At 63.7% G+C, this 12,364-nt stretch carries 11 protein-coding genes; 5 read left to right on the top strand and 6 right to left on the bottom strand.

All coding sequences use genetic code 11. The features are described 5' to 3' along the window. The first annotated feature begins 164 nt into the window (after window positions 1-164). The gene (locus ACZ1JW_RS17415; RefSeq protein ID WP_465141485.1) at window positions 165-458 is read left to right on the top strand and encodes an integration host factor subunit alpha; all 294 of its coding nucleotides are present in this window, start codon (window positions 165-167) and stop codon (window positions 456-458) included. Between the two features lie 33 nt (window positions 459-491). After that, window positions 492-902 carry a MerR family transcriptional regulator gene (locus ACZ1JW_RS17410; protein ID WP_465141484.1) on the top strand — a complete coding sequence of 137 codons (411 nt, stop codon included), beginning with the start codon at window positions 492-494 and terminating at the stop codon, window positions 900-902. A 107-nt stretch (window positions 903-1,009) separates the two neighbouring features. Here ACZ1JW_RS17410 and ACZ1JW_RS17405 read toward each other — a convergent pair whose 3' ends face one another. The 3 genes from ACZ1JW_RS17405 to ACZ1JW_RS17395 are packed head-to-tail and all read right to left on the bottom strand — an operon-like array spanning window position 1,010 to window position 5,104. Beyond that, a complete protein-coding gene (locus tag ACZ1JW_RS17405; protein ID WP_465141483.1) occupies window positions 1,010-1,804 on the bottom strand; it encodes a DUF3658 domain-containing protein in 795 nt (264 codons plus the stop codon). Between the two features lie 37 nt (window positions 1,805-1,841). After that, entirely contained in the window at window positions 1,842-2,387 is a 546-nt protein-coding gene (locus tag ACZ1JW_RS17400) for a SixA phosphatase family protein (RefSeq protein ID WP_465141482.1), read from the bottom strand. Next, entirely contained in the window at window positions 2,384-5,104 is a 2,721-nt protein-coding gene (locus ACZ1JW_RS17395; protein ID WP_465141481.1) for an ATP-dependent DNA helicase, read from the bottom strand. The genes ACZ1JW_RS17400 and ACZ1JW_RS17395 overlap by 4 nt, the downstream gene beginning before the upstream one ends. A gap of 178 nt (window positions 5,105-5,282) precedes the next feature. On the opposite strand from ACZ1JW_RS17395, the gene ACZ1JW_RS17390 reads away from it, so the two are divergent. Both ACZ1JW_RS17390 and ACZ1JW_RS17385 read left to right on the top strand, forming a co-directional pair. After that, complete coding sequence (locus tag ACZ1JW_RS17390; protein ID WP_465141480.1) at window positions 5,283-6,083, top strand: flagellin N-terminal helical domain-containing protein; 801 nt, start codon at window positions 5,283-5,285, stop codon at window positions 6,081-6,083. Window positions 6,084-6,208: 125 nt separating this feature from the next. Continuing rightward, window positions 6,209-7,816 carry a lysine--tRNA ligase gene (locus ACZ1JW_RS17385; protein WP_465141479.1) on the top strand — a complete coding sequence of 536 codons (1,608 nt, stop codon included), beginning with the start codon at window positions 6,209-6,211 and terminating at the stop codon, window positions 7,814-7,816. A 200-nt stretch (window positions 7,817-8,016) separates the two neighbouring features. On the opposite strand, the gene ACZ1JW_RS17380 is transcribed toward ACZ1JW_RS17385, so the two are convergent. Then, window positions 8,017-9,882: a DUF885 domain-containing protein gene (locus ACZ1JW_RS17380; protein ID WP_465141478.1), complete on the bottom strand. Its 1,866-nt coding sequence runs from the start codon at window positions 9,880-9,882 to the stop codon at window positions 8,017-8,019. Then, window positions 9,873-10,550 carry a prolyl hydroxylase family protein gene (locus ACZ1JW_RS17375; RefSeq protein ID WP_465141477.1) on the bottom strand — a complete coding sequence of 226 codons (678 nt, stop codon included), beginning with the start codon at window positions 10,548-10,550 and terminating at the stop codon, window positions 9,873-9,875. The genes ACZ1JW_RS17380 and ACZ1JW_RS17375 overlap by 10 nt, the downstream gene beginning before the upstream one ends. 257 nt (window positions 10,551-10,807) lie before the next feature. Between ACZ1JW_RS17375 and ACZ1JW_RS17370 the strand changes: the two genes are divergently transcribed. Beyond that, the gene (locus ACZ1JW_RS17370) at window positions 10,808-11,173 is read left to right on the top strand and encodes a winged helix DNA-binding protein (RefSeq protein ID WP_465125500.1); all 366 of its coding nucleotides are present in this window, start codon (window positions 10,808-10,810) and stop codon (window positions 11,171-11,173) included. 73 nt (window positions 11,174-11,246) lie between these two features. Here ACZ1JW_RS17370 and ACZ1JW_RS17365 read toward each other — a convergent pair whose 3' ends face one another. After that, window positions 11,247-12,323 carry an RcnB family protein gene (locus tag ACZ1JW_RS17365; protein WP_465141476.1) on the bottom strand — a complete coding sequence of 359 codons (1,077 nt, stop codon included), beginning with the start codon at window positions 12,321-12,323 and terminating at the stop codon, window positions 11,247-11,249. Between the last annotated feature and the right edge of the window lie 41 nt (window positions 12,324-12,364).

Here is a 12,364-nt window from a genome sequence, read left to right as displayed (position 1 = left end):
GCTTCGCTGCGCTCGCAATGACGGAGATGCAGGGCAATCCTCAACCAACCGTCCCACACCGGCCCAGTCTTATCCTTCCCCTGCAACGCATTGCATTGCGTTCCGCAGAATCAGCGTTATTGTCCATCGCCTTGGCGTCTTCTGACTTCTGGGGGGAATTAAGGATGCGTTCTGTAGGTACACTGACCCGGGCTGATCTGGCCGAGAGCATCAACCGACGTGTTGGGCTGTCGCGTGCGGATTCGCTCGAAATGGTTGAATCCATCCTGCAGCATATGTGCGATGCACTGGCTGAGGGTGAAAACGTGAAGATTTCGGGCTTCGGCACTTTCCTGCTGCGCGACAAGGCGGAGCGGATCGGCCGCAATCCCAAGACCGGCATCGAAGTGCCGATCACGCCGCGCCGCGTCCTCAGCTTCCGCGCCGCGTCCTCAGCTTCCGCGCCAGCCAGATGCTGAAGGACCGCATCGGCCAGGGCTGATCGCCAGCGGATGAACGCGCCCGAACTTCCCGGTGCCGGACCTGATCCGGAAGACGGCAAGGAACCGGGCGCATTCCGCACGATTGGCGAAGTGGCCAAGACGCTCGGCATCCGCCAGCACGTCCTGCGCTATTGGGAAGAGCAATTTCCCATGCTCCGCCCGCTCACCCGAGCGGGCGGCCGCCGCTACTACCGCCCCGAAGACGTCGCCCTCATCACCGAAATCCACCGCCTCCTCCACAAGGAAGGCTTCACGATCAAGGGCGCAAGGCAAGCGCTGCGCGGGAAGAAGGGGGTGGCTGTGGCTGTGCTCCCGTCGCCGGAGGCTGCGCCCATGGCCCCGGATGAACAATCCGCCGCCCCACTCGTGAACTACCTCCAATCCATCCGCGACCGGCTGGCTGCGGCGTTGGAGGAATAGGCGGCGCGAGCTATCGACCAACAATCCGTCGTTTCCTCCGCGCAGAACGGGCTATGTCCCTCGCGAGAATGCGCGCTTTAGCATGCCTGCACGAGGGACATGGGCCGCTAGGCAAGTCGAACCAACACCGGCTCATCAAGATTGGGACAGAATGCAATTGGACCGGTGCAAGTGATTTTTTCGGCCAGTGCTAATTCGCGCAAGCGCCATGTTGTGAAGCTGTCGGCTATAAAATGTCCCGCATTCCATAGAGCAATCGTTGCATCTGCTGAAACTCGATGAGCTTTGCGCCATTGAGTGGAGCATTTTTCAAGGATGATCTCGTCGAAAAAATCATCCTGCGCACTAAAGAGTGTACCGTTCTCCAATAGTCGCAAGTTGGTTCTATCATTGCAAAGTTCGACCCAGCGACTTCTTGCAAATCGCTTCGTATCTAGTGACCCTGAATTTGCATTTTTCAGCAAGTATTGATACTGTTCGACACCAAGTTCACCAATACCTCTCGGTGCTTGCCCCTGCCAAGTTCCTGGAAAGCAATGTTCCACCATAATGAACGATGCCCGCTCGACGCCAAAATGGTGAAGGTACCAATGAAGACCACAAAGCTCCTCGGTATTCTGTGGTGCGACCCAAACCAGATGTTCGTCACTTTGCTCAAGCTTAGTCAGAAACTCTTTAGCTCCGCTGGCGATCCAATCCCAGCTTTCGTCAACGGAGGTCGGGCTGGCATGAAACGGCAAATTTTGATTCAGCCAAGTTTGGCGTTCGCCAAAATCTTCGGTGGTGATCGGTCCCCAAGAGAGATCGTCGGTAATGTCTACCACTCTCTTGCGCTGATCGCGTAAATTGAGCGCTTGGCGAAGACTACCGGCACCTGACGAACTGAAGGTTACGTGGATCAATGGCTTAACCCAAGAAACATGTCAGACTCGCTGTTCCTCAATCCACCAACACCGGCCCCAACGTCGGATCCAGATCCCGCGGACGCTTGATCTCCACCAACCGAGCGCAGCCTTCCACCACGTCAGCCCAGTCATCCACATCAAGCTCCATCACCGCAAACGTCGCGGTCGGGAACTTCTCCTCCACCACTTCGCGCAAAGGCGAGGAGCCGTCATCCGGCACGAGGTCGAAGATCAGGTCCTCCAGCCCCGGATTGTGCCCGATCATCAGCACGCTCTTGGGATCGCCAGACAGTTCCTTGAGCAGGTCGATCAGCGTGGCCGAACTAGCAAGGTAGATGCGCCGGTCCCATTCGATCTTGAACGTGCACTTCCACGCCTTGCTGCTTTCCTCGACCGTCTCGGCCGCGCGGACGGCGGGGCTGGCGATCATGCGGTCAAACGTGCGGCCGGTATCGCGGATATATTCGCCCATCGCCCGCGCGCCGCGCTTGCCGCGCTCGTTCAGCGGGCGGTCGAAGTCCCGCGCGCGCGCGTCGCTCCAGTCGGATTTGGCATGGCGGAAAAGGGCGAGTGTCTTCACGAAATCCCCTCACGCGGCGGCTCTGCTCTCTCCCGTCCAGAAACACTGGCGCTCACGCTTTGTAAAGCCACATCGAGCGTTACCCGGCGGATCGGCGTGCCCGCCGGAAAGGCCGAGAGCAGCCGCGAGGGGAAGGCCGAGGACAGCACCACGAAGTGTCCCTTGTCCCCGGCAGAGCGGATCAGCCGCCCGAACGCCTGCGCCAGCCGCGCCCGGATGATCCTGTCGTCATAGGCCGACCCGCCGCCTGCCATCCGCCGCGCGCGGTGCAGGATCGAAGGCTTGGGCCACGGCACTTGCTCCATCACCACCAGCCGCAGCGAATCCCCCGGCACGTCCACCCCGTCACGCAGGGCATCGGTGCCGAGCAACGAGGCACGCGGATCGTCGCGGAAGATGTCGACCAGCGTGCCCGTGTCTATCGGATCGACATGCTGCGCGAACAGCGGCAAGCCACCGCGCGCCAGCCGGTCGGCAATCCGGCCATAGACCGCGCGCAACCGCCGGATCGCCGTAAACAGCCCCAGCGCGCCGCCGCCAGAAGCCTCGATCAGCCGCCCATAGGCCGCCGCCAGCGCCGGAATGTCGCCCTTGGGCACGTCGGTCACGATCAGCACTTCGGCCTGGGACGCGTAGTCGAACGGACTGTCAGCCGTGAACAGGCGCGGGGCGATGTCCAGATGCGGCGCGCCGCTGCGCTCCACCGCGCTGGACCAATCATCGCCATCGCGCAGCGTTGCCGAGGTCATCATAACCCCGTGCGAGGGCGCCAGCACCGCATTGGCAAAGGGCTTCATCGGATCGAGGTAATGCCGATGCAGCCCCACATCCCATTCGCGCCCGTCCGACCGCTCGACCGCGATCCAGTCGACAAAATCGGGATCGCCCGGACCACCCAGCCGCGCCAGTAGCGCAATCCACCCCGCAATCAGATCGCTGCGCCAACCGATAGCACTGCGCGCCCCTTCGATCCGCGCCCGCGCTGGTCCATCGAGCCAGTCCGGCCCATCCTCGACAATCGCCTCAAGCCGCAACCCCAGCCGCACCAGCGGCTTGCGCAACGCCTCCAGCGCCTCTTGCGCCCGCCCGGCAACCTCGATGAACCCGCCGTCCAGCTGCGCAATCTCGGTCTCGAGCCCATAGCCCGCTTCCTGCCCGCCGCTCTCGTCGCGCGCATAGGCCAGCGCCCGCGCCGCGCTGAGCAGGTCTTCAATCGGCCCAGAAGGTGTGCCCTCAACCACCCGTGCCAGCCAGCCTTCCGAGGGCAGGGCCTCTGCCGCGTCACGCGCCTGCGCAATCGCGCGTTCGCCTTCCTCGTCATAGCTGGCAACATCGGCCAGTCGCGCCGAAAGCCCGCGCCGCCGTCCGCGAGACTTGCCCTCCGGCCCGATCACCCAGCGCCGTAGCTCGATCGTCTCGGCCCCAGTCAGTGCCGCCGAGAACGTCGAATCCGCCGCCTCGAACACATGGTGGCCTTCGTCGAACACGATCCGCGTAGGCCGCTGCGCCGCATCACGCCCGCGCGCCGCGTTGACCATCACCAGCGCATGGTTGGCAATCACCAATTCCGCATCGGCAGAGGCCCGCGCGGCGCGTTCGATGAAGCATTTCCGGTAATGCGGACACCCGGCATAGACGCATTCGCCGCGCTGGTCGGTCAGCGCCGCAATCCCGCGCTTGCGGAACAGCGTGCCGAGCCAGCCCGGCAGGTCCCCGCCGATCATGTCGCCATCCTGCGAATACGCCGCCCAGCGCGCCACCAGTTGCGCCAGAATCGCCGCCCTCCCGGCAAACCCGCCCTGCAGCGCGTCCTCAAGGTTCAGCAGGCACAGGTAGTTCTCGCGCCCTTTGCGCACCACCACCGGCGGCTTGCCATTGCGCGAGGCCGGGAACGCGCGCCTGCTCTCGCGCCGCAATTGCCGCTGCAGCGCCTTGGTGTAGGTCGAAACCCAGACCGTGCCGCCCGATTGCTCGGCCCACAGCGACGACGGCGCGAGATAGCCAAAGGTCTTGCCCGTGCCCGTGCCCGCCTGCGCCAGCACCACGTGCGGCTGGCCCTGTCCCTGCCGCGGCGCGAACATCCGCGCCGCCTCGCGCGCATAGTCCTGCTGCGTCGGTCGGGCTTCTGCCCCGGCGCCGGTCAGTTCCGCCAGCCGCGCCACCACCGCATCGCCGCCCAACACGACTTGCGCAGGCTGCGGCCACTCCGCCGTCTCCTCCCACTCCGGCAACTTGGCGAAGAGCCAGCGCTCCGCCCGCTCCGGTTTCTTTATCCGGGGGCCAAGCAATGTCGCCCAAGGCCACCTCATCCGCACAAGCGATTGCAGCGCCGTCCAGGCCCCCTCACGCTCCGCCCAGTCCGCGCTTTCGCACGTGGCCAGCAGAGCCTCCGCCGCTTCCTGCAGCAGCTGCGGCACCTTGTCGTCGCCTGAAGGTTCGTCCAGTCCCAGGGCATGGGCCAGCCCCTTGGGCGTCGGCACCATGAATCGCGCGGGGTGCACGAACGCGAACAGCTCCAGCAGATCGAGCCCTGAAAGATCGGGATAGCCAAGCCTGCTCGCCACCAGTGGCGCATTGAGCATGAGCAGCGGCGTATCGGCCGCCGCCACGATCGCATCGCCCTTGCCAACCCCGCGCGTGGCAAAGCCATCGCGCAGCCAGCACCCGCCATGGCTTGCATGAATCGCTGGCAGCGAAAGGGCAGGGCGCTCCGTCACGCCCCAGCGTTAGAACAGGAATGGAACATCGGGCAACCCCGCCGCAGATGAAAAAGCAGACCTTTCACCGCGATTCACCACTGCCCTTAAAACCCGCTGCGGGCCGCCGTCCTTCTCCACAGTTACAGAAACCGGAGCATTTCGCAGTCACGCTCCGGCCCATAGTGGAGAATGGGACATGGCAGTCATCAACACCAACATCAGCGCCATCCGCGCGACCAATGCTTCGAACTCGGCCAACAAGATGCTCGGCAGCGCGATGGAGCGCCTCTCAACCGGCAAGCGCATCAACGGCGCCAAGGACGATGCCGCAGGCCTCGCGATCAGCACCACGATGACCTCGCAGATCAAGGGCATGGGCCAGGGCATCCGCAACGCCAATGACGGCATCTCTTTTGCCCAGACCGCCGACGGCGCGCTGAACGAAGTCACCGCCATGCTGCAGCGGGTCCGCGAATTGGCCGTGCAGTCCAAGTCGGCGACCTATCAGGACACCGACCGCGAATATATGGACGCCGAAGTCCAGGAACTGAACACCCAGATCAACGACGTGCTGAACAACGTGAAGTTCAACGGCAACAACGTCTTCGGCACGGCCGACACCACGTTTGACATTCAGGTTGGCGCAGAGACCACCGATGTTGTCACCATCACCAGCAAGGGCATCGCCAATGTCGCGTTTGACGTGACTAGCGTTGGCAATGCCAGCACCACGATGGACGATGTCGATACCTCGCTCGCCGAAGTCAGCGCCGCCCGCGCTTCGTTCGGTGCCGCCCAGAACCGGCTGGAATCGGTGATCAACAACCTGAACGACAACGTCACCAACCTGTCCGATGCCCGCTCGCGGATCATGGATACCGACTATTCGGCGGAAACCACCGCCATGGCCAAGGCCCAGATCCTTTCGCAGGCCTCGACCGCAATGATTGCTCAGGCCAACCAGGCCCAGCAGAACGTCCTCTCGCTTCTGAAATAAGCCTCCCTCAGAAGCCTCCACGGAAGGGCGGGATCGCGTGCGCGCGGTTCCGCCCTTTCGGCGTTCGCTTGATTACCCCCTTTTCACTTGCACCAACCGCCCCCACGCGCAAAAGGGCGGGCACTATGACCGATGCAATCCACACCGCCGCACAGACCTCCAAGGCTTGGCCCTTCGAGGAAGCCCGCAAGATTATCAAGCGGTATCCCGGCGGCAAACGCGATGCGTCTGGCGCACTGGTCCCGGTACTGTTCGAGACCGGTTACGGCCCCTCGGGCCTCCCTCATATCGGCACCTTCCAGGAAGTCCTGCGCACTACCTTCGTGCGTCGCGCCTATGAAGTGCTCACTGGCGGCCACCCCACGCGCCTAGTCGCCTTTTCCGATGACATGGACGGCCTGCGCAAGGTGCCCGACAACGTGCCCAACAAGGCGCTGCTCGATGCCCACCTCGGCCATCCGCTCAGCCGCATTCCCGATCCGTTCGAGAAGTTCGAAAGCTTCGCGCACCACAACAACGCGATGCTGCGCGATTTTCTCGATCGCTTCGGTTTCGACTACGAATTCGTCTCGGCCTCCGATCGTTACAATTCGGGCGAATTCGATGACGCGCTGAAGAACGTCCTGCGCAACTGGCAGGCAATCATGGACATCATGCTCCCAACCTTGCGCGAAGAACGCCGCAAGACCTACTCGCCGGTCCTGCCGGTCTCGCCCACCACCGGCGAGGTCCTGCAGGTCCCGGTCGAAGTGGTTGACGCCGAAGCCGGGATCGTCCGCTTCACCGACAGCAACGGCAAAACCATCGAACACACGATCCTCGGCGGCTGGTCCAAGCTGCAGTGGAAGGTTGACTGGGCGATGCGCTGGGTCGCGCTTGGCGTCGATTACGAAATGTGCGGCAAGGATCTTACCGACAGCGTCACCCAGTCCGGCAAGATCGCTCGCGTGCTCGGAGGCCAGCGCCCCGAAGGCCTGATCTACGAACTCTTCCTCGATGAGAAGGGCGAGAAGATCTCCAAGTCCAAGGGCAACGGCCTGACGATCGAGCAGTGGCTTGAATACGGCAGCGAGGAATCGCTCGGCTTCTTCCTGTTCCGCGAACCCAAGAGCGCCAAGTCGCTCCACGTCGGAATCATCCCCCGCGCGGTCGACGAATACTGGCAGTTCCGTGAAAAGATCCCCGGCCAGCCGGTCGAGCAGCAGCTCGGCAACCCTGTGTGGCACTTGCTGCGCACAAACGGCTACCATGGCGGCGAGGGGGAGAGCCTGCCGGTCACCTACGGCCTCCTGCTCAATCTCGTCGGCGTGCTCGGCGCGCAGGCCACGCGCGATCAGGTCTGGTCCTATCTCGGCAACTATGTCGAGAACGCCGATCCCGCCGCGCACCCCGCGCTCGACGGTCTTGTCACCCGCGCGCTCGCCTACAACCGCGATTTCATCGCTCCCACGCTACAGCGCCGCAAGCCGGAGGAGAACGAGGCGAAGGCCCTTGCCGCGCTCGATGAGGAACTCGCTGGAACCTCGGACGACGCCACCGCCGAAGAACTCCAGAACATCGTCTACGAGATCGGCAAGGACCCGCACTACGGCTTCGAAACCTTGCGCGACTGGTTCAAGGCGCTGTACGAAACCCTGCTCGGCTCCAGCGCCGGCCCTCGCATGGGCAGCTTCATCGCGCTCTATGGCGTCACCAACACCCGCAAACTGATCGCCGAAGCGCTGGGCGACTGACAGGTCTCACCCGTTCGTTCTGAGCCAACGTCCTTCGACAGGCTCAGGACGAGCGGGGGTGAGGTAACTACTTTCTCCCCTCCCGCAGGCGGGAGGGGTTGGGGGTGGGCCAGCAACAGCTGCTAACACAGAAGGCGCTATCGCCAAACTCCGCTCATGCTGAGCTTGTCGAAGCATCACCCTGAGCCTGTCGAAGGGTGTCACCGCGCCGCCCGCGTCCGCGCAATCCACCCGCGCACCTTGCCCTCAAGCACCGCCATCGGCAAAGCCCCGCTGCCCAGAACCTGATCGTGGAACTGCCGGATGTCGAACTTGCGCCCCAGCGCGCCTTCGGCCTCCTTGCGCAGCCGCTGGATCGTCAGCGCGCCGATCTTGTACGAAAGCGCCTGACCCGGCACCGCGACATAGCGGTCCACTTCCGCTTCTGCGTCGCTGCGCCCCATGCCTGAGTTCGCGAGCATGTAGTCCACCGCCTGCTCACGGCTCCAGCCCTTGGTGTGCAGCCCGGTATCGACGACCAGCCGCATCGCCCGCAGCATCTCGTCGTCGAGCGTGCCCCAGTGCTGCATCGGGTCCTTGTAGAATCCCATCTCGTAGCCTAGCGTTTCGGCATAGAGCGCCCAGCCTTCGATATAGGCCGTGTTTCCGCCAAACCGCTGGAAGTCGGGCAGGCTCGAATTCTCCTGCGCCAGACTGATCTGGAAGTGATGCCCCGGCGCACCCTCGTGCATGTAAAGCGTTGTCATCCCGGTCAGGAACCGGCTCTTGAGGTCATAGGTATTGAAGAAGAACGTCCCCGGTATCGATCCGTCGGGCGATCCTTGCGCATAGCTTCCGCCCGCCTCGAACTTCGCGCGATAGGCCGGGTAGGGCTGGATCTGCAGCTGGGTGCGCGGCAGGTGCAGGAAGTAGCGCGGCGCCAGCGCATCGACCCTGCGCGCCGCCAGCCGGAAGCCCTCGGCCAGATCCGCCTCGGTCCTGGGATGATAGCGTGGATTGGCGCGCAGATCGTCGAAGAAGGCGCGCAAGGGCCCCGCAAAGCCCAGCTCGTTCTTTACCATCTCCATCTCGCGCTGGATGCGCGCCACCTCGCGAAGGCCCAGGTCATGGACCGCTGCGGGATCGAGATCGAGCGTCGTATTCGCCCGCACCAGCTCGCGATAGAGTTCTGCCCCGCCGGGCAGGGCCGAAAGCCCCACCTGTTCGCGCGCGACCGGACGATACTCATTGGCAAGAAACCGGCGCAGCGTCCGGTAGGCGGGATAGACATCATGTCGCACCGCGTTGCCCAGTTCCCGCCGCAACCGGACGCGCTCGCTCACCGGCACGTCCTGCGGGAAGCTGCGCGCCGGTGACATGAACGGCGAGCGCTCCATCGGCTGGGCGAGCAGCGCATCGATCTGCGCGACCATGTTGTCCACGGTGAGCCGCGGCTCGGTCACGCCAGTGGCCATCCCCTCGCGGAAGCGGGCGATGGCGTTGTCGAACACGCGACCCAGCACCCGGTGGCGCGCGATCAGCAGCTCATAATCGCCCGTCGTGTCGAGCGCCACGCCGCTGCCGGGCGATGACAGCTCGGGGTAGGCGACATGGAAGCCGCCGAAGTGATTGAACGGCCGCAACTCCAGCAAGGTCTGCGTTTCCGGAGCCAGCAGCGCCTGCTCGGTCCGCTTGGCGTCCTCCATGACCGCGCGCGAGATGCGGTGCCCCTCGTCCAGCCGCGCCGGATCGATCTGCGCCAGCCGCGCCAGCACCTCGGCATTGGCCTCTCGCCGCTCGGCCGCCAGCTGCGGCGTGAACAGCATCAGCAACTCGTCTGCCGAAACCTTCTGCCCCTGCTGCAGCGCGCCCAGCGGATCGAGCGCGAAGCCGCGCCGCATCTCATCGGCAAGCAGCCGGTCGAGCACGGCATTCTGCGAGAGCTGCGCTGCAGGCGCGGGCTCTGCGTCGATCCGGGCGACAGCGCGTTCGTCAGCCAGCGCATGGCCAAACGCCGCGCCCCCGGGCGCAGCCAGAGCGAGCGCCAGTGCAAGCCCGGTCAGTGTCGCGCGCAGGCCTACTGCCACGGGCGCGCCCGGTACCATTTGGTCAGGACGTACTTCACGCCTTTCACCACCGGCATGCCGGCGTGCATCGCGTTGGGGTTGGGCGTGCCATCAGGCTTCATGTTGTTCCAGATCAGCAGGGCGCCCGGCTGGGGCGGTATCGAAAGGTCGACGCGGGGAAAGTCAGTCGTCCCGCCTTCCTCCACGGCGTTGAGATAGGCCATTGCCGTCCAACTACGCTGTCCCCCGCGCTTCTGTTCCGCGTCCCAGAACGGCTGCGAGGGCAGGAAATGGTCATAGTGTCCGCGAAACTCCTGTCCCGGTTCATAGCGTTGCCCCTGGATCGTCTCGCCCAGCGCGGGATCGATGCCCATCAGATCGTCGATCCGCCGCTGCAACATCAGCACGAACGGATCGAATGGATCGACGTCACCGGTGTAGCTCGTTCGCCCCGTCGCGTCGCTACCCTTGTATGTGGGCGAGGGCCGCGCCACGGCATCAACGATGGCAATCAGGCGATCACATTCGGCCTTCGAGAAAAAGTCGGCAACGCCAAATATTTCAAGCTCGTCGCGTGGAATCCGGTAAACGCCGGCGTCCTGCTGAAGACGTTTCCGAACAGTTTCGCCAACCTTGCGAAGTGCGCTCGTCTCGGCAGTTGATTGGGACTTCTTTGCAAACAAGGCCATACTCGGGCGTCTCATATTCTAGCACTGATGTTCTGTCTCACCAGATCAATTGGTCCGAATTGGACGCATGATACGAATTTCATAAAGCATTCTGCAACTGATTGCGTTAACCACGGGCGTAGTCGAACTTGTAAGCGGTCGCCAATTGATCACGAACGTCGGTCGGACATGCGCGTTAAAGGTGCCGTCTGCCGCCCTTCAGCGCAAGGGTTTTGCCCCGATGCCAAGGTCAGTTGTCGCCCGCCCGGGAGCATTGCTTGGACGCCATTTCCGATCACGATCCCGAAAGCCTGCGTCTGGCCGTAGCGCTTTACGCCCTGCGCCGGAAGCGCGATGCCATTTCAGGACGAAAGAGCCTGTTCGGCGAACCTGGGTGGGATATCCTTCTTGATCTGTACATTGCCGATCGTCGTCGCACCGAGATCCAGGTTTCGAGCGTGTGCCTTGATGCGGGCGTTCCTTCAACCACGATCCTGCGCTGGATCGCTCGGCTGGAAGAGGACAACCTCGTCTATCGCGAAGCGGATACGAATGATGCGCGTCGCCGCTACGTCCGCCTGACGGACGAAGGTCGAAATCTGATGCGCAGCGTGCTGAAAGCACTTTCGGCCACTGGCCTTTAACCTTTGCTCTCATTCACATTAGCAAAAGGCCCCCGCACCGATCGGTGCAGGGGCCTTTCAGGTTACGCCGGACTTACCAGAAGAAGTCGTAGATCACGTCCACCACTTCGCCCGAGTATGTGTCGACCAGCAGCACGTCGTCCCAGTACCGCACCCAGCGATAGCCGCCATAGGCCGGTGGCAGGCGATAGGACCATGGATCGTTGATCCAGTAGTTCTGGCCATAGAAGCCCGAGTTCAGGAATATCCCGATCGACAGGCGGTTGTAGTTGTACCCGCGATAGGGTGCGTAGTAACGGGGCAGGCGGTAGATGCCGCGATTGACAGAGCGATAGTGGCTCCAGTTGTAGCGGTTGTCACGGCGCCAGTCGTTGCTCCAGCGGCGATAGTCCCCGGCACCATGGTTGCGCCAGTTGTCGCGCCGCCAGTTGTCGTTGCGCCAGCTGTCGTTGCCCCGGTAATCGCGGTTGCGGTTGCGGTCGCTGTATGTGCCGTTACGGTCACGGTTCCACTCCCGTCCATCACGGTTCCATTCGCGCCCGTCACGGTTCAGGTCACGACCGTTGCGGTCGCGGCCATCCCGGTTCCAGTCGCGGCCATCGCGGTCACGGCCATCGCGATTCCAGTTGCGGCCGGCATCGGGGTTGGTCCCGTTCCACCGTGTCCCGTCCCAACCGCGCTGCGGCACCGCAGGTGTCCCTGCACGGTCCGGAGCAGGACGGTTCACCGTGCCCGACTGCCAGTCACGGCCCTGTGAACGACCCCAGTCGCGCTGCGAACCCTCGGCACGGCCCTGCCATGCCGGCTGCGCAGGCCTGTCAGGGCGCTGCTGTGCCTGCGGGTTGGAACCGCCCCATGGCGAACGCTGAGGCTGTGCCCGTGCCTGTGGCGGCAATTGCGGCCGGAACTGAGGTTGCGGCTGCGGCTGGCGTTGAGGACGCGCTTCGCCCTGTGGTTCACGGCGCCATTCCGGGCGCTGGCCCTGACCTGCCTGCTGGTTGCGAAAGTCGCCGCCACCACGCTGCCAGCCGCGCCCGCGCTCTTCGCGCTGCTCGGACTGCGCGAATGCCGCCGAAGGAATTGCCGTCGCGGTCATCGCCACGGCCAGCGCCGCGAGCGCGCTGCTTCTGAAGATTGACTTGGGCAACATGGTCGCCGACCTTTCCCGATAACCAGATCGCAAATCGTTCC

The organism is Novosphingobium sp. BL-A-28-Hi1-0D, assembly GCF_055521755.1.
Note: the sequence above shows the minus strand (reverse complement) of the source record. Positions and strands in the feature narration are given on the sequence as shown.

Coding starts and splice junctions, on each gene's coding strand:
- ACZ1JW_RS17415 (WP_465141485.1), top strand. CDS start 165: ATGCGTTCTGTAGGTACACTGACCCGGGCTGATCTGGCCGAGAGCATC.
- ACZ1JW_RS17410 (WP_465141484.1), top strand. CDS start 492: ATGAACGCGCCCGAACTTCCCGGTGCCGGACCTGATCCGGAAGACGGC.
- ACZ1JW_RS17390 (WP_465141480.1), top strand. CDS start 5,283: ATGGCAGTCATCAACACCAACATCAGCGCCATCCGCGCGACCAATGCT.
- ACZ1JW_RS17385 (WP_465141479.1), top strand. CDS start 6,209: ATGACCGATGCAATCCACACCGCCGCACAGACCTCCAAGGCTTGGCCC.
- ACZ1JW_RS17375 (WP_465141477.1), bottom strand. CDS start 10,550: ATGGCCTTGTTTGCAAAGAAGTCCCAATCAACTGCCGAGACGAGCGCA.
- ACZ1JW_RS17365 (WP_465141476.1), bottom strand. CDS start 12,323: ATGTTGCCCAAGTCAATCTTCAGAAGCAGCGCGCTCGCGGCGCTGGCC.